This window comes from Shewanella gelidimarina (assembly GCF_023283945.1).
GTDB lineage: Bacteria > Pseudomonadota > Gammaproteobacteria > Enterobacterales > Shewanellaceae > Shewanella > Shewanella gelidimarina.
Genome location: NZ_JAKIKW010000028.1, coordinates 1 through 16,670, shown reverse-complemented (window position 1 = coordinate 16,670; position 16,670 = coordinate 1). Strand labels below are relative to the sequence as shown.

At 43.4% G+C, this 16,670-nt stretch carries 16 protein-coding genes; 12 read left to right on the top strand and 4 right to left on the bottom strand.

Going from position 1 to position 16,670, the window contains the following annotated elements; genetic code table 11:
- Window positions 1-26 precede the first annotated feature (26 nt).
- The 10 genes from crr (at window position 27) to L2729_RS18830 (ending at window position 8,680) form a co-directional block, all read left to right on the top strand.
- Window positions 27-536 (top strand): PTS glucose transporter subunit IIA, encoded by a 510-nt coding sequence (gene crr, locus L2729_RS18875; RefSeq protein ID WP_101090948.1) that lies wholly within the window; start codon window positions 27-29, stop codon window positions 534-536.
- A gap of 213 nt (window positions 537-749) precedes the next feature.
- Complete coding sequence (locus L2729_RS18870) at window positions 750-1,094, top strand: ArsC family reductase (protein ID WP_487250772.1); 345 nt, start codon at window positions 750-752, stop codon at window positions 1,092-1,094.
- Window positions 1,091-2,236 carry a succinyl-diaminopimelate desuccinylase gene (gene dapE, locus L2729_RS18865; RefSeq protein WP_248989648.1) on the top strand — a complete coding sequence of 382 codons (1,146 nt, stop codon included), beginning with the start codon at window positions 1,091-1,093 and terminating at the stop codon, window positions 2,234-2,236. Before L2729_RS18870 ends, dapE begins: the two co-directional genes overlap by 4 nt.
- On the top strand, window positions 2,227-2,904 hold the full coding sequence (locus tag L2729_RS18860) for a M15 family metallopeptidase (RefSeq protein ID WP_248989647.1): 678 nt from the start codon (window positions 2,227-2,229) through the stop codon (window positions 2,902-2,904). The genes dapE and L2729_RS18860 overlap by 10 nt, the downstream gene beginning before the upstream one ends.
- Window positions 2,905-2,955: 51 nt before the next feature.
- Window positions 2,956-3,786, top strand: a complete 831-nt coding sequence (locus L2729_RS18855; RefSeq protein WP_248989646.1) for an alpha/beta fold hydrolase — start codon at window positions 2,956-2,958, stop codon at window positions 3,784-3,786.
- Window positions 3,787-3,981: 195 nt separating this feature from the next.
- Window positions 3,982-4,596 (top strand): carbonate dehydratase, encoded by a 615-nt coding sequence (can, locus tag L2729_RS18850; protein WP_248989645.1) that lies wholly within the window; start codon window positions 3,982-3,984, stop codon window positions 4,594-4,596.
- Between the two features lie 733 nt (window positions 4,597-5,329).
- Window positions 5,330-6,514, top strand: a complete 1,185-nt coding sequence (kdnA, locus tag L2729_RS18845) for an 8-amino-3,8-dideoxy-alpha-D-manno-octulosonate transaminase KdnA (RefSeq protein WP_248989644.1) — start codon at window positions 5,330-5,332, stop codon at window positions 6,512-6,514.
- A gap of 81 nt (window positions 6,515-6,595) precedes the next feature.
- Window positions 6,596-7,666 carry a 3-deoxy-alpha-D-manno-octulosonate 8-oxidase KdnB gene (gene kdnB / locus L2729_RS18840; RefSeq protein WP_101090955.1) on the top strand — a complete coding sequence of 357 codons (1,071 nt, stop codon included), beginning with the start codon at window positions 6,596-6,598 and terminating at the stop codon, window positions 7,664-7,666.
- 66 nt (window positions 7,667-7,732) lie between these two features.
- The gene (gene kdsB, locus L2729_RS18835) at window positions 7,733-8,470 is read left to right on the top strand and encodes a 3-deoxy-manno-octulosonate cytidylyltransferase (protein ID WP_101090956.1); all 738 of its coding nucleotides are present in this window, start codon (window positions 7,733-7,735) and stop codon (window positions 8,468-8,470) included.
- A 15-nt stretch (window positions 8,471-8,485) separates the two neighbouring features.
- The gene (locus tag L2729_RS18830) at window positions 8,486-8,680 is read left to right on the top strand and encodes a DUF2897 family protein (RefSeq protein ID WP_101090957.1); all 195 of its coding nucleotides are present in this window, start codon (window positions 8,486-8,488) and stop codon (window positions 8,678-8,680) included.
- A gap of 94 nt (window positions 8,681-8,774) precedes the next feature.
- Here L2729_RS18830 and L2729_RS18825 read toward each other — a convergent pair whose 3' ends face one another.
- From L2729_RS18825 to dapA, 4 genes are all read right to left on the bottom strand, one after another.
- Window positions 8,775-11,867, bottom strand: coding sequence for an efflux RND transporter permease subunit (locus tag L2729_RS18825; protein WP_248989643.1), 3,093 nt, complete (start codon window positions 11,865-11,867; stop codon window positions 8,775-8,777).
- Window positions 11,864-12,949: an efflux RND transporter periplasmic adaptor subunit gene (locus L2729_RS18820; RefSeq protein ID WP_248989642.1), complete on the bottom strand. Its 1,086-nt coding sequence runs from the start codon at window positions 12,947-12,949 to the stop codon at window positions 11,864-11,866. Before L2729_RS18820 ends, L2729_RS18825 begins: the two co-directional genes overlap by 4 nt.
- Window positions 12,950-13,271: 322 nt before the next feature.
- Entirely contained in the window at window positions 13,272-14,372 is a 1,101-nt protein-coding gene (bamC, locus tag L2729_RS18815; RefSeq protein ID WP_248989641.1) for an NlpB/DapX family lipoprotein, read from the bottom strand.
- A 6-nt stretch (window positions 14,373-14,378) separates the two neighbouring features.
- Window positions 14,379-15,260 carry a 4-hydroxy-tetrahydrodipicolinate synthase gene (gene dapA / locus L2729_RS18810; RefSeq protein ID WP_248989640.1) on the bottom strand — a complete coding sequence of 294 codons (882 nt, stop codon included), beginning with the start codon at window positions 15,258-15,260 and terminating at the stop codon, window positions 14,379-14,381.
- A 239-nt stretch (window positions 15,261-15,499) separates the two neighbouring features.
- On the opposite strand from dapA, the gene L2729_RS18805 reads away from it, so the two are divergent.
- Both L2729_RS18805 and bcp read left to right on the top strand, forming a co-directional pair.
- Window positions 15,500-16,042 (top strand): glycine cleavage system transcriptional repressor, encoded by a 543-nt coding sequence (locus L2729_RS18805; RefSeq protein ID WP_248989639.1) that lies wholly within the window; start codon window positions 15,500-15,502, stop codon window positions 16,040-16,042.
- Window positions 16,043-16,054: 12 nt separating this feature from the next.
- Complete coding sequence (gene bcp, locus L2729_RS18800; protein ID WP_248989638.1) at window positions 16,055-16,522, top strand: thioredoxin-dependent thiol peroxidase; 468 nt, start codon at window positions 16,055-16,057, stop codon at window positions 16,520-16,522.
- Window positions 16,523-16,670: the final 148 nt, after the last annotated feature.

The following is a 16,670-nucleotide window of genomic DNA, read 5'->3' as shown; positions in this document are numbered from 1 at the left end:
TTATAATGATTCCAAGGGGCAAATAAATGGGATTTTTAAGCCGCATTAGACGTCTTGTTTCCGGACAAACAGACATCGCGGGCAGTGTAAATGTATATGCACCCGTTTCTGGCAAAATTGTTGCGATCGAGAAAGTACCCGACGCTGTATTCTCTGAAAAAATTGTCGGGGATGGATTAGCCATCGCACCAACAGGCCAGCATATTGTTGCGCCGATAGATGGAACCATAGGCAAAATTTTTGAAACCAACCATGCCTTTAGTATTGAATCTCCGCAAGGATTAGAGATTTTTGTTCATTTTGGGATCGGCACTGTAGAGCTTAGGGGGAACGGTTTTAAACGTCTCGCTGAAGAGGGCCAAGAAGTCAAAATGGGAGAGCCTATCTTAGAGTTCGATATTGAATATCTAAAAGAGCATGCCGATAGCTTATTGACGCCTGTACTTATCGCCAACATGGAAGATGTGAAAGGTTTAGATAAAAAGCAGGGGACCTTAGAAGCGGGTAAAGATATTATTTTTTCCGCCATACTTTAAGATAATGTTTCGTTTCACATAACAAAAGCCGAATACAATCATTCGGCTTTTGTTGCTTACATGTAATGTTTCCTCATCAGGTTTATCACATATCAACGCCAATAAGTTGAATAAAACTCAATAACCCCAAGCTGAGCTATTTCTTCCTTGAGGCTTAACAAAACCAATGCCACAATGAGATCCACTAATAAAATTAATAATGGAGTACCCGCTTTGACACTTTTCGGCATTAAGAATTGCGACACCGTACGTAAAGCCCGTAAATGGCTCGAACAGAATAATCTTAGCGTTGATTTTCATGATTTTCGTGAACATGGGCTCACTGCAGAGCAAGTCGAAGAATGGGTCGCTGTCGTTGGATGGGAAACCTTATTTAATAAGCGTAGTACCAGCTTTAGAAATTTAACTGACACCGAAAAAAATGACATTAATGAAAAGAAAGCTATCGCACTAATGGTACTTTATCCAACATTAATCAAACGCCCAGTACTCATCAACGGCAGCAAAGTTAATGTCGGATTCAAAGAAGCTGAATATAAAGCGTGGTTTAATCTATGAGCCAATCTAAAGACTCTTTAGTACTAGCATTGGCAAAAGATTTAATCTCTCGTCCATCGGTTACGCCGCTAGATGAAGGTTGTCAAACCTTGATGGCAAAAAGGCTGGCTGATGCCGGTTTTAACATTGAAGATATGGTGTTCGAAGACACCACTAACATGTGGGCTCGAAAAGGCACCCAAGACCCTGTTTTCTGTTTCGCTGGCCATACTGATGTGGTACCCGTTGGCGATCTCAACCGTTGGCACACGCCACCTTTTGAGCCTGTCGTCATTGATGACTACCTGCATGGACGCGGCGCAGCAGATATGAAAGGCTCACTTGCGGCCATGGTAGTTGCTACTGAGCGGTTTGTTAAAAACCATCCCGACCATAACGGCTCAATCGCCTTTCTTATCACGAGTGATGAAGAGGGGCCATTTATTAATGGCACTACTCGGGTCATTGATACCTTAGAAGAGCGTAATGAAAAAATCACTTGGTCATTAGTCGGTGAGCCATCATCAACGCATAAACTGGGTGATATTGTTAAAAATGGACGCCGTGGAAGCTTAACAGGCAACCTCACCATCAATGGGGTGCAAGGACACGTCGCCTACCCTCACCTTGCTGACAACCCTATTCACAAAGCGGCACCAGTGCTCGATGAATTAGCCCGGATGAAGTGGGACAATGGCAATGAGTTTTTCCCGCCGACCAGCTTTCAAATTGCTAATATCAATGGTGGCACTGGGGCATCAAACGTCATTCCTGGTGCATTGGAGGTCATGTTTAACTTTAGGTACTCTACTGAAGTCACCGCTGACATCTTGATCCAACGTGTGCTTAACATACTCGACGCACACGGGTTAGATTATGATATAAGCTGGATATTCAATGGCCTGCCATTCTTAACCGGCAACGGTCCCCTGTTAGATGCGACGCGCGATGCCATTAGAAAGGTTACCGGGCTGGAGACTGATCCTCAAACATCAGGGGGGACTTCTGATGGCCGATTTATTGCGCCAACGGGTGCACAAGTGCTGGAGTTAGGCCCTGTTAACGCCACAATTCACAAAGTGAATGAATGCGTGAAAGTCTCCGACCTCGAGCAACTGGCTCTGTGTTATGAAGCTATTTTGGAAAATCTGTTGTGCCAATAGCAGCGCCTCACCTTTATGGACTCAGCAGTGCTCATTTAATTGAGTGCTACGGTTACCTCCTTGAGCAAGAAACCGCGAACGCATTTGATAGAATGCGCACGGCTGCTGAAAAAGAAGGGTTAGCGATAGAGATATGCTCTGCTTTTCGAGATTTTGATCGGCAGCAGCTAATTTGGAATGCAAAAGCCAGTGGCACTCGCGTATTATTGAACAAAGACGCTCAGCCAGTCGACATCGACGGCAAAACAGCAGAGCAGATTATGGCGCTAATACTGCTATGGTCCGCACTGCCTGGGACCTCAAGACATCATTGGGGTACTGATATCGATATTTTTGATAGCAACAAGATATCAAAGCATGATTTACAGCTAATTCCGCAGGAGTATCAACTGAATGGGCCCTGCTATAACTTGAGTTTGTGGTTAATGAGCAATGCTCAACACTTTGGCTTTTACTTGCCTTTTCAACAAGGCTTAAGTGGTGTCAGTGCAGAGCCATGGCATCTTAGTTATTATCCGGTATCTAAGCACTATGTTGATGCGTTCAATGTAGAGACCTTAGCCGATATCCTGCAACACTCGTCGGTATTATATAAAGAACAAGTCCTGGATAAGTTAGACGCGTTAACCCGAGAATATGTTTACCGTGTCGCGCCAGTCCCGCTATAATCAAGTATCGAAATTAATAACAAATAAATTCACAATGACAGAGAATAATCCGTGAAAAATCTAGATTTTGCCACTCATAGACAGCAATACACTATCGATAATCAAACCATTAGCTATATTGATATCGGCCAAGGCCCTGTGCTTTTGTTTGGGCACAGCTACCTGTGGGATGCGCAAATGTGGGCGCCACAGATTGAACTTTTGAGTCAACAATATCGTTGTATCGTCCCCGATTTATGGGGTCATGGTTTATCAACAGATATGCCAGCCCAATGCCGTAACTTACGCGATGTCTCTGCTCAAATGCTGTCGCTAATGGATTCGTTAGATATCGGAGATTTTTCGATTATCGGTTTATCTGTCGGTGCTATGTGGGGCGCAGAATTAGCGCTACTTGCGCCAACCCGCGTTAAACGCTTGGTCATGCTCAATAGCTTTATCGGCTTTGAGCCAGAGATCACCCGCGACAAATACTACGCTATGCTTGACGTCATAAAGCATGAAAAAGGTATTTCCCCAGCTCTACGAGCCACTATAATTCCGTTGTTTTTTGCGGATAATCCTAATCAATTACTGGTTGATAAGTTTGATGTAACACTCGCCAATATCAACAGCGAGCAAATCGATAGCCTATTCCGTTTAGGAAAGATGATTTTCGGCCGACGAGATACGTTGGAACAAGTGGAAGAACTGACGTTACCCTGTTTGATTATGGCTGGAGTGCAAGATAAAGCACGCTCAGTATTAGAAAGTTACCTAATGCACGATGCCATTGATGGCAGTAAGTTTATCCATATTCCTAATGCGGGCCATATATCGACCTTAGAGCAAGCTGAATTTGTTAATCAGCACCTAACTGAATTTCTGACTGCTACAAATTAGCTAGAAATGAAACAAACTAAACATACATTACCGTCACGCAACATTATTTAACAACCAGTTAAGGTTTGTGTTCTACAATTTTACTGATTGTTAGAACACAAACAACCATTACTGAATAGACCAGCAAGGTAATCAATTGATGATATGCTTGCCCTGCATCATCGTTCTAGTTAACTGACTGAAAATAAGAGCAGAATGAAATTACTAAAACAGCTTTTTGATAATAATAGACGCTGGGCTGGTCGCATACTCAAAGAAGACCCCAAATTTTTTGAGCAATTAGCCAAACAGCAAAACCCTGAGTATTTATGGATTGGTTGTTCTGATAGCAGAGTCCCTTCTAATCAGATCATTGATCTAATGCCTGGCGAAGTATTCGTTCATCGTAATATCGCCAACATGGTGATCCATACCGATCTTAATTGTCTTTCGGTACTTCAATATGCCGTCGATGTGTTAAAAGTTAAACATATCATGGTCGTAGGGCATTATGGTTGCGGTGGTGTAAAGGCTGCAATGGGCACAGAAAGGCTTGGGTTAATTGATAATTGGTTAGGTCACATACGAGACATTCATCGTCTGCATAAAGAAACGTTATCCAAGATGGATGAAGCGGAACGTTTTGACCGTTTGTGTGAGCTTAATGTAATGGAACAAGTCGATAACGTTTGCAGCACCACAATAGTGCAAGAGGCATGGCATCGTGGCCAAGAAGTGGCCATTCATGGTTGGATATACAGTGTCGAAAACGGCCTACTCTCTGATCTTGATGTGACAATAAACAAAGAAAGCGAGTTTAATAAAAACTAAGTAGCTTCTATATAAATACAGGCTATCAGTGCTTTAGAGTCGATAGCCTTTGTTATATCAAGTATGTCAATGCATTAGCCAAATCCACCGCTCTTGTCGATTTCTCCAGTGGCAGTTCCCTAAACTTAGCAGCGCTTTTTTATTGCCGTAGTTCCTTTCACTAAACCGCGAAATTGAGACTCCCGATAACCAAACAAGCATACTCATATTTCAGAAACTGCCGTTATTGCGTGTAATACCAGTTGCATTAAAAGTTTGACCATTCAGCGGGAATTCAAAGCCCTGTAGGCAAGATGGGGGATTGAAGCTAATAGTTATTCTCGGCTCTGGCATCCTGCTTCGCTCTACCTCCTAAATCTGACCGCCAAGGAGGGTGGGAATGTCTTATTTTGTATGGAACAAAATAGACCATTTAGTCGTATATCTAAAGCCCACAACGAAGCTTAAAGGGCTTTGCCATTTCCTTTAAACGTCGGCCGCACTACGTGAGCGGCTTAGACTTTCCACTTCTGCTTTGCATTGGCTTAAAAGGGAATAACCATTTCTTCACCAATGCGCCTTGAATTGAAAAGTCTGAGGCGCTCTGAATGGGTCAAATACTTAATGCAATTGGTATAATTGCATTAATCGATAGAAAATTGCTAAGAAATCTCGCAGTTACCCCCATATCACAGTTATAATCCATTAGTTATTTTTAGCGCTTATGAGCGCAGTAAATTCTAAGGAAATGTCCATGCCTGGTTTTGAATTATTTGGTCCTGAAGAGAAGCAGGAAGTTGCAGACGTAATGGAGAACGGTTTTACTTTCCGTTATAACTTCGATCATATGCGTAATGATCGTTGGAAAACACGCGAGATGGAAGCCTTACTTTGCGAGAAAATGAATGCAAAGCATGCTCACTTAGTATCAAGTGGTACCGCTGCACTGCAAACCGCAATGGCTGCAGCTGGCATTGGCGCGGGTGATGAAGTTATCGTACCACCATTCACGTTTGTCGCTTCAGTTGAAGCTGTATTCATGGCAGGCGCTGTTCCTATTTTTGCTGAGATTGATGAAACGCTTTGTTTATCTCCTGAAGGTATTGAAGCGGTTATCACACCAAAAACTAAAGCCATCAATTTAGTTCAAATGTGTGGTTCTATGGGTAAGATGGATGAGATTAAAGCAGTTTGCGCTAAGCACAACCTGGTTATTCTTGAAGATGCTTGCCAAGCAATTGGTGCTAGTTACAAAGGTCAGGCCCTTGGTACCATCGGTGATGTAGGTTGCTACTCTTTTGATTCTGTTAAAACCATCACCTGTGGTGAAGGCGGAGCGGTCATCACTAACAACGAAACCATATACAACAACTCACACATGTTCTCTGACCACGGCCATGACCATGTTGGCAACGATCGTGGCGCTGAAGGTCATCCCATGATGGGGCTGAACTTCCGCATCTCAGAGTTAAACTCTGCGATGGGCTTAGCGCAGCTGCGTAAACTTGATAAAATTATTGATATTCAACGTACCAATAAGAAAGTCATCAAAGATGCAATGGCGACTATTCCGGAACTTACCTTCCGCGAACTGCCCGATCCAGAAGGCGATTCAGCAGGTTTCCTAACATTCTTTATGCCGACTGAAGCTCGCACTATTGAGATCAACAAGAAGTTAGCTGAAAATGGCGTTGATGGTTGTTTCTACTGGTATATCAATAACTGGCATTACCTAAACAACTGGAAGCATATCCAAGAGCTTAAGTCTCCGGCCGCTTTACCGATCACATTAATCGAAGATCGTCCTGATTATACTAAGGTTTCAGTACCAAAGTCTGATGCCATTATGAGCCGTACTATCTCGATGTTGATCAAGCTATCTTGGACTGAAGAAGAGATAAACCAACGTATCGAAAATATTAAGCGCGCGTTCGCTTAATAAGATTTATTTCGTTGTCGCGTCTATTCTTAAGACGCGATTGCACTTTTTACAGTAATAGTCTCAACGGAGAATGTTGTAATGAGTTTTAAAAATTTCAAATGTGTACCAAAAATGATTTTTGGTCGCGGATCGTTTGTCCAGCTAGATACTGTTCTCGCTGAAGAACGCAAAAGTGAAGATGATTTTGTGGTCTTTTTGGTCGATGACGTTCACCAAGATAAGCCTCTTAGTGGCCGAGTCCCTGCTAAAGACCAAGACATGCTTATCTATGTCAATGTCGATGACGAGCCAAGCACTAAGCAAGTTGATGCGCTGACTGAACAAGTACAAGCTTTTAGCGGCAAGTTGCCAGTAAGTGTTATCGGTCTAGGCGGTGGTTCTACCCTCGACTTAGCAAAAGCTGTAGCTCTTATGCTAACCAATGACGGTGGCAGTGCTAAGTATCAAGGTTGGGATCTAATAAACAACCCAGCAGTACACCACATCGGTATTCCGACAGTATCAGGTACTGGCGCAGAAGCGTCTCGTACTGCAGTGCTTTGCGGACCTGTGCGTAAGCTTGGACTTAACTCTGATTACACCGTTTTTGATCAAATCATCATGGATTCAGAATTAATTGCTGGCGTGCCTACCGATCAGTGGTTCTATACCGGTATGGATTGCTATATTCACTGTGTTGAATCACTTGAAGGTACCTACCTCAACGAATTTGCTAAAGCGTTCGCTGAAAAATCGATGGATCTTTGTCGCCAAGTCTTCATTGACGACCATGAAGAGAAAGATGACAAGCTGATGATGGCATCTTACATGGGCGGAATGAGCATTGCTTACAGCCAAGTAGGTGCATGTCATGCTGTTTCATATGGTCTAGGCTATGTACTTGGTTACCATCACGGTATCGGTAACTGTTTAGCATTCGACGTGCTCGAAGAGTTCTATCCTGAGGGTGTTGCAGAGTTCCGTAAGATGATGGATAAACATAACATTGTCCTACCAAAGAATATCTGTAAAGACTTGCCTGACGAAACTATCGCTAAGATGGTTGCCGTCACGAAGAGCATGGGCCCACTTTGGGACAATGTTTATGGCGAAGGCTGGGAAGAGAAAGTCACAGACGAAATGCTCACTAAGCTATTCCGTCGTATCTAAGTCCTCTTTAGATGCTAAATGGGCTTCTATCAAGAAGCCCATTAATTTTATTATTAGGTAAATTGAATGAATGTAACCTTGTTGATCCCTGCTCGATACGGCTCAAGTCGTTTTCCTGGCAAGCCATTGGCTCCAATTAACGGTAAACCGATGATCCAGCATGTTTACGAGCGTGCATCACTAGCAAAAGGGCTTAAAGATATCTATGTCGCAACCGATGACGAACGCATAAAAGATGCCGTCGAAGGTTTTGGTGGTAAGGTTATCATGACAAGTGCAGAAGCCGCTTCAGGTACGGATCGTATCGAAGATGCTATCACACAGCTAGGGCTTGCAGAAGACGACTTAGTGGTTAATCTACAAGGTGATCAGCCACTGATAGACCCTATCTCTATCGAACAAATTATTAGCCTTTTCGACCGTCACCCTGGTGAGTTCGGAATGGCAACTCTCGGATTTCAAATTACCGAAGAGGAAGAGCTCAACGATCCAAAGCATGTAAAGCTGGTGTTTGATAATGAGTTTAATGCATTGTATTTCTCACGTGCACGCATCCCTTTTGGCCGTGATACTGACGATTACCCGGTGTATAAACACTTAGGGGTATATGCCTACACGCGTAAGTTTGTGCACACGTTTGCCAAGCTGCCACTCGGTAGATTGGAAGATTTGGAAAAGCTTGAGCAGTTACGCGCCCTAGAACATGGCTACAAGATCAAAGTCGCCATCAGTGCTTTTGACTCGCCAGAAGTGGATACACCTGAAGATATTCGTATCTGTGAATCTCGTTTGGCAGTTGATTAACAATAAGGTAAGAATATGTCTGATCTAGAAGTTGGCTTACTTATTTTATTAGTGATTGGTGTCATCGCCAGTAATTTAGCCGTGCTTAAATACAGCGCTAAATACAAGATGCCTCAGTTCGGTAAAGATCAGAAGAAACCTAAATCAACAGATCCTGTCGATCAGGATAAAAAGAAAGAACAAGATGATAAAGGCGATAAACCACAGTAATTTTATCTTTCTATTTTGTTGATATTCAGACAATAAAAAAGGCGCTTAAAGCGCCTTTTTTGTTGTCTATTTTTAACTCACCTTTCTAACTAGCCTAATCCGCAAGCTCTTTTTCGAGTTGTTGAGCAACCATCTCTGGCGAACCCGAATTTTTAGCCAACAGCGAATAAGCTACGGGAATAACAAATAGCGTAAAGAAAGTCGCTAAACTGATTCCCGATAAAACCACGACACCAATGACAAAGCGTGTCTCTGCGCCAGCACCTTCAGCCATTACCAATGGAATAGCCCCAGCTGCTGTGGTGATCCCAGTCATTAAGATAGGGCGTAAACGTTGGCTAGATGCTTGAATAATAGCGTTTTGGAACTCAACGCCTTTATCACGCAGTTGATTGGCAAACTCGACAATTAAAATCCCATTTTTAGCCGCTAAGCCTACCAACATGATAATACCAATCTGGCTGTATATATTGAGGCTTTGGTCCGTTGCCCACAATCCGATTAAGGCACCGAGTGTCGCCAATGGCACTGTCAGCATGATCACCACAGGGTGAACAAAACTTTCAAATTGCGCCGCTAATACCAGAAACACAATACCGAGCGCTAAGATAAAGACAAAGTACATAGAATTACCTGAATCTTGGTAATCCAATGACTGACCTTTATAACTGACGATCGCTTCAGCCGGCAGGTACTCGAGAGTCAAATCATTGAGATAATCAAGTGCTTCACCAAGACTATAACCATCTGCAAGGTTTGCCTCAATGGTAATGGCTCGCATACGGTTATAACGATTCAGCTGGCTTGCATCTGCAAACTCTTCAACACTGACCAAGTTTGATAACGGAATAAGCTCTTGTGAACGTTCTGAACGCACATAGATATTCTCAAGATCCGCTGCCGTATTTTGATTATCACGATTACCTTCAATAATGACATCATACTCTTCACCATCGCGCATAAAGGTTGTCACTAGCCTTGAACCTAACATGGATTCCAGCGTACGACCGATATGTGAAATAGAAACCCCAAGATCTGCAGCTCTATCTTTATCGATAACCACTCGAAGCTGAGGTTTAGTCTCTTTATAATCATGATCTACGCCAACAAGATTAGGATTCTCTTTCGCCTTTTCGATAATAATATCGCGCCAGCGAGCAAGTTCCTCATAACTAGGGCCACCCAGTACAAACTGTACCGGTTTACCCACACCACGCCCAAAAGCTTGACGCATAACAGGAAACGCTCGTACGCCGGCTAAATCAGATAAACGTCCGCGAATATCGCCGATAATTTCAAAGGCACTGCGTCTTACGGCCCAGTCTTCTAATACGATGATCGCCATACCGTTAGAAAAGTTAGAACTACGACCAAAACTACGGGGCGCGCGGATTAATAAGCGTTTGATCTCACCAGAATCGACTAACGGCATTAATCTGTTTTCAATCTCATCCATATAAGATTCGATATACTCAAAGCTTGCCCCTTGTGGACCGTTGACGATAAGGAACATAGATCCCCTATCCTCTCTGGGTGCAAACTCTTGCGGTACTTCTGTTGCAAGGTATGCACTGCTGACCAATGCAACAAGAATGAATGATGACACAATAAACGGATGTAACATTGCCTTTCTAAGCCAAGCTCGATAGCCCGCTGATAGCCTATTCATTCCGCTATCTATTTTCCTTACAAGCCAAGAAGATTGACCTGCAGGCTTAAGCAGTTTAGAACACATCATTGGGCTTAATGTTAACGCCACAATACTAGAGAAGATCACTGCTGCGCTCATTGTGACGGCAAACTCTTTAAACAGCTTACCCAAATCACCTTCGAGAAAGGTGATTGGCATAAATACCGCAACCAGTACTAAGGTTGTCGCGACTACAGCAAATGCCACTTCCCGGGCGCCAAGGTACGCCGCTTTTAGCGGACTATCGCCCTCTTCAATGCGTCTATGGATATTTTCTAGTACAACGATGGCGTCATCAACCACCATACCAATGGCGAGGATCATCGCCAGTAGCGTCAGTAGGTTAATGGTGTAACCCAGCGCATAAAGCACGATAAAGGTCGCCATTAATGACACGGGGACAGTGAGTGCTGGTATTAGCATGGCACGAACACTGCCCAAGAACAGATAGATCACCGCTATGACCAAGAACATGGCAATAAACAGCGTTTGATAAACCTCTTTGACCGAGGCTTCAATAAAGACGGAGCTATCGTAAGAGCGTTTTATTTCCATGCCTGCTGGTAAAGTGGGGTTAATTTGATCCACTAAAGCATTGGCTGCACGGGCAACATCCAAGGTATTGGCTGTCGATTGCTTAGACACACCAAGACCAATCATCGCCTCTCGGTTACCTCTAAACGTAATACGCTCCTCTTCAGAGCCTATTTCGACTTTTGCCACATCGCCTAGTTTAATCAAGTAGCCATCATCACCTTCGGCGAGTACCAAATTGGCAAAGTCATCAGAGGTGCGATAACTTCTTTCTAGTCTAACGGTAAAGTGTCGCTCTTTAGATTCTATGCTACCTGCAGGTAACTCAACGTTTTCAGATCGCAATGCCGATTCAATATCAGCAACCGTTAAGTTTCTTGCGGCCAATGCTTGTCTATCGATCCAGACTCGCATCGCATAGACTTTACCACCGCCTAAACGCATATTAGCCACGCCATCGATCACAGAGAAACGGTCGACAAGATATCGCCTGGCATAGTCGGTCAGCTGCAATGTGTTCATCTGATCCGAGACCAAGTTGAGCCACATAATGACTTCATCACCGCCATTGGCTTTTTGAACTTCTGGTGGATCAGCTTCTACAGGAAGGTTATTCAAAAGACCTGACACTCGGTCTCTGACATCGTTGGCAGCGGCTTCAATGTCTCGACCAACGTCAAACTCTAATGTGACGTTCGAGCGCCCATCACTGCTTGATGAACTAATATGTTTAATGCCTTCAACGCCACTAATTCTATCTTCGACGAGCTGGGTAATTCGGCTTTCAACGACAGCCGCACTGGCGCCGCGGTAGTTAGTCTGAATTGAAACGACTGGGGGGTCGATATTAGGATATTCGCGCAACGGCAGTTTTTCAAATGCCACTAAACCAAAAATGATTAACAAGATGCTGATAACCGAAGCGAAGACCGGCCGCTTAACCGAAATGTCCGTTAAGATCATGCCACTGGCTCCACGCTAGCTTGCTTTAGGAAGCTAAATTTCTCACTAAAGGTCACCTTAACGGTATCACCTGGACGGACTTTCAAAATACCGCGGATCACCACTTGCTCGTCGAGTTCAACGCCATCGAGAATTTCAACCCAGCCACGTTTTCGTAAGCCAAGCGTCACTTGCTGCTGCTCAACCACGCCCTCATCATTGACCAAGTAAACATAGTGTCTATCTTGTATTGGTATAATCGCAGACTCGGGTAAAATTAACGCTTCTCGGCTTTGTTTAATGAGTTTTACTTTCATCAACATGCCAGGAAGCAAACGGTGTTTAGGGTTTGGGATCAGTGCTCGAACAATGACGGTACGCGTACTGGGATTGATGCGGCTATCAATAGATACCACTTTGCCAACAAACATCTCACCATCAAACGCAACTGCTGTCGCTTCAACAACCTTCCCAATCGCTAACGATTGAAGAAAGCGTTCCGGTACGGAAAAATCCAGCTTAATGACAGAGATATCATCGAGTGTAGTAATAGCATTACCAGGAGTCACTAATGCACCGACACTGACCTGACGTAAGCCGAGTGCACCCGAAAATGGAGCCGTTATCCGTCGATCGGTTAACGCAGATTGCGATTGCGCTAATTCTGCTTTCGCGGTGTCGATGAGTGTTTGTAATCGATCTCGCTCAAGCTCTGCAATCGTTTGGCTTGTGACTAGCGAGCGGATCCGGTCCAATTCCCGTTGATGGTCTTGCACTTTCACTCTTGCTACCGTCACTCGCGCTCTTTGTTCGCTATCTTGTAACTGCACGATTAAGCGACCTTTCTCAACTAAATCACCATCTTCAAAGTTGACCTTAGTCACGACCTCAGACACTTTAGGGGTTACCGTAATAGATTCGTTTGCTTTGCTGGTGCCTAACGCTTCCACTTCATCACGGATCGGTTGAATCGTCGCTTTAGCGACCACAACATTGGGTGTAGGCCTAGCTTTTTTAACCTTGACCACGTTCTGTTGTTGATAATATTGATATCCAAAGCCTGCTGCTAATGCAATCAGTATGATTATTGTTATTTTTTTCATGGATTTCCTAACAAACTACTTTATTCAATTGGGGGTAGTTTACCTTGCTGTGACTATGCATCAATACGTTTTACTTTTTCTTACAAATAACACACTCCAGTCACATTCTTAATCAGCAGCACTTTATCAATAGATTATCAATTATTTGGGGTATATCTGTGGTCAAAACCCTTATCACAACCTTTTACCTAAAATTTGCCTCTATCGACCGGATATAACACACTCAATATGATTAGCTCGAGAGATGACAAAACTCTAAACCCGTTTATTGCAGATATAAAAAAAGGAGCCCAAGGCTCCTTTTTATATGCGCAGTAATGCGTTAACGCACTTTTCGATCTTCTTCCATTAACTCGGAAAAGCCTTCGTAAATAGCAATAACAACTTCGCTATCTAATGGCGCATTGTCAGCACCTAATAGATTGATCTGGGTTTTATTATCGTCAGTGTCGTCTTTAAGCTCTATACGGTAAGAACCTTCATCGAGTGTCAGTTTCTTTTCACCCCACAATGAGCTCCAAAAACCTGAGTCATCAGTCACATTGATATATAACAGCCCTTTGTTGCTATCCATATCAACGATTTCAAAGCCCATTTCTGGCAATACGATGCGCAAACGATCCCAAGTACGCTTAAATTTAGCGTCAGCAAGCCAATACGCTTGCTCGTCTTGCTCTGAAATCAGATTGACGTCAATACCTAAGCTCTGCTTAAGACGCTTAGCTTTCATTGCTTGAGCACGTTTCACACTCATATAGCTTATCGATTCATTTAGAATATCGATGGTATAACGACGCTTATCTTCGCCACTGAGTAGAATTTCTTGCTCCTCACCATCATAAGATTCTTCATGTTCGATAAGATCGATGGTGACGCTACCGCTGCGACCGTGTGGTCGAACATCAACATTGTATTTGTAGCGTTGACGTAATAGATAGACTTTGTCGCTGCCCCAAAAGCTGGATTCGACCACTTCAGAACTTTCAATCCAATCAGTTTCAAATGTACCCGCTTCATAATCTTCGGCGCGAACTTCAACCGACTGACTCGCGAAATACTCTTTTAGAACATCGAAGATCTCTTGCTTTAGGTCTGAATCATTATCAATCGATTCAACCATAATCTTAATGTTGTCATCGCCTTCTTCAACACGTGTACCTGCTGCCATAGGTAAAACCTGTAGCGGCGGACGAATGTCTAAGGTACTACCCACTAATGTGGTATCAACTTTAGAACCCACTTCAGGAATATCATATTCCTTGCTGTAGTTAGGTTGATTTAGACCTTCAGGCATAACTAACTGAGGCGCAGAAGAGAGATCTTGATATTGTTGATCCACGTCATTTGCTTGCCTTCTGTCAATCGGCGTACTGCACGCTGTAACAGCTGCGATCAGTAATAATGGTGATACTTGCTTTAGCATTTATTCTTAAACCTCAATTCGGGCATTTTTCATTGCTTCTAGCAACAGACCATGAAACTCGGTAGAAAGTTCCGTTAAAGGTAAACGAATTTCACCTTGGCTGATAAGTCCCATTCTATGAGCTGCCCATTTTACTGGGATAGGATTGGCTTCACAAAATAGTGCACCGAACAAACATTTAATAGATTCTTCGACTTTTATAGCTTCGGCAGTGTTTCCTGCTAATGCAGCATCACACATAGCTTTAAACGCTTTAGGAACGATATTGTTTGCTACCGATATAACACCATTGCCACCTAAAGAAATAAATTCTCGAGCCGTTGCATCGTCACCGCTATAGAGTAAAAAGTCATCACCACATAATTGGCGCAACTGACTCACTCGAGCTAAATCGCCCGTAGCCTCTTTAACGCCAATGATGTTACTCACACTCGATAGCTCTGCAACTGTCTCTGGTAACATATCAACGGCCGTACGACCGGGTACGTTGTATAGGATTTGAGGAACATCAGTGCTTTGTGCAACCGCTTTATAATGTGCGATAAGCCCTTTAGGCGACGGCTTATTATAATAAGGGGTCACGCCAAGCATGGCGGCAACGCCAACACTTGATAGTCCTTTTGTCAGTTCTATTGCTTCTGATGTTGCATTTGCGCCATTTCCACCAATAATTGGAATGCGCCCTGCTGCAAACTTTACAGTTTGTGCAACAACTTGAATATGCTCGTTTGCTGGCAAAGTTGCCGACTCACCTGTTGTGCCAACAGCAACAATTGCATCTGTACCTTGGGCGATATGGTACTCAACTAAATGTTCAAGACTCTTATTATCTACTGTGCCATCACTATTCATTGGTGTGATTAAGGCGACGATGCTTCCGTTTATCATGTGTATTCCCCAAGGGTTCAGGACTGGCTATGGTACTGATGCAAGCCGTTAAAAACAAGCACTACTGAGCAACTGATGCCAGATTCATTATCAACTTGAAATATATTAAATATGCCAGCTTGCATCAACGACAAAGATCGCAAATTAACTAACTTGTGGTAGCATTGTTAACCGCAAAAAAGCACACATCATAAATCTGCTGTTTTTTTGTTCTACTAATACAAAAAATGAGGTACTTAATGTCCAATCACTTGGTCGTTACTGCAATGGGGGCCGACCGTCCAGGCATTGTGAGTAAATTTGCTCGACTCGCAAGTGAGTGTGACTGTGATATTGTCGACAGTCGAATGGCACTTTTTGGTAATGAGTTTACCTTGATTATGATGTTGTCAGGTTCATGGTCTTCTATCACGAGGATGGAATCTACCCTGCCGAGTTTAAGTGTTGAGCTTGAATTGATGACCGTCATGAAGCGAACATCAAAACATACTACGCAGAATTATATTTCCCGTTTGGAAGTCAACTTTAATGGCCATGACCAACGTGGCACCATGAAGAAGATCACCCAGTTTTTAGCTGACCGCTCGTTAGATTTAGCCGCCGTTAAGTCCCATGCTGACGAAGATGATGCGGGTAAACCATCTCAAAATATTTTATTCACCATTAATGTTCCCGAGAAAGTTGATCTCGAAAAACTCGAAATCAGTATTTACGAGCTTGCCAAAGAGATGTCGTTAGAGTGCACCTTGGAACATATGCAAGGCATTGATAGTTTAGATTAAAGAGGACATTATATGAATACGTTAGCTGCTGGCGATAAAGCGCCGCTGTTTACCTTACAGAATCAAAATAACGAAACAGTTAGCTTGAGCGATGCGTTAAAGTCAGGACCCGTACTGGTCTACTTTTACCCAAAAGCTTCAACCCCAGGTTGTACCGTGCAAGCTTGTGGCCTACGTGATAGCCAACCTCAGCTTAATGACTTATCGGTCACTGTATTGGGCCTTAGCCCAGATCCAGTTGCAAAGCTTGCTAAGTTTTCAGATAAACAAGCACTCAACTTTTCATTACTCAGTGATGAAGACCACGCCATTGCTGATGCTTTTGGCGTTTGGGGTGAGAAAAACTTTATGGGTAAGATCTACGATGGCATTCATCGTTTAAGCTTTCTCGTGGGACAAGATGGTAATATTGCTCATGTGTTCAATAAGTTTAAAACTAAAGATCACCATGAAGTTGTGCTAGCGTATTTGGCTCAGTAAAGCCTGCTCTTATTACACAAAAAAAGGAGCCTTTGGGCTAATGCCGTTCACTTAAGGTGAGCGGCATTTTTGTTTCTAGCATATCGTTGAGGCCGTGGCTTTACTGTTCTGGGGAATGTTCTTTCCCGCCGGGGTTCAAGTACCAAGC

What these genes read in the sequence shown, in the direction of transcription:
- kdnB (WP_101090955.1), top strand. Translation starts at nt 6,596, where the DNA reads ATGAGTTTTAAAAATTTCAAATGTGTACCAAAAATGATTTTTGGTCGC.
- kdsB (WP_101090956.1), top strand. Translation starts at nt 7,733, where the DNA reads ATGAATGTAACCTTGTTGATCCCTGCTCGATACGGCTCAAGTCGTTTT.
- dapE (WP_248989648.1), top strand. Translation starts at nt 1,091, where the DNA reads ATGAGCCAATCTAAAGACTCTTTAGTACTAGCATTGGCAAAAGATTTA.
- L2729_RS18820 (WP_248989642.1), bottom strand. Translation starts at nt 12,949, where the DNA reads ATGAAAAAAATAACAATAATCATACTGATTGCATTAGCAGCAGGCTTT.
- can (WP_248989645.1), top strand. Translation starts at nt 3,982, where the DNA reads ATGAAATTACTAAAACAGCTTTTTGATAATAATAGACGCTGGGCTGGT.
- L2729_RS18830 (WP_101090957.1), top strand. Translation starts at nt 8,486, where the DNA reads ATGTCTGATCTAGAAGTTGGCTTACTTATTTTATTAGTGATTGGTGTC.
- L2729_RS18805 (WP_248989639.1), top strand. Translation starts at nt 15,500, where the DNA reads ATGTCCAATCACTTGGTCGTTACTGCAATGGGGGCCGACCGTCCAGGC.
- bcp (WP_248989638.1), top strand. Translation starts at nt 16,055, where the DNA reads ATGAATACGTTAGCTGCTGGCGATAAAGCGCCGCTGTTTACCTTACAG.
- L2729_RS18825 (WP_248989643.1), bottom strand. Translation starts at nt 11,867, where the DNA reads ATGATCTTAACGGACATTTCGGTTAAGCGGCCGGTCTTCGCTTCGGTT.
- kdnA (WP_248989644.1), top strand. Translation starts at nt 5,330, where the DNA reads ATGCCTGGTTTTGAATTATTTGGTCCTGAAGAGAAGCAGGAAGTTGCA.
- bamC (WP_248989641.1), bottom strand. Translation starts at nt 14,372, where the DNA reads ATGCTAAAGCAAGTATCACCATTATTACTGATCGCAGCTGTTACAGCG.
- crr (WP_101090948.1), top strand. Translation starts at nt 27, where the DNA reads ATGGGATTTTTAAGCCGCATTAGACGTCTTGTTTCCGGACAAACAGAC.
- dapA (WP_248989640.1), bottom strand. Translation starts at nt 15,260, where the DNA reads ATGATAAACGGAAGCATCGTCGCCTTAATCACACCAATGAATAGTGAT.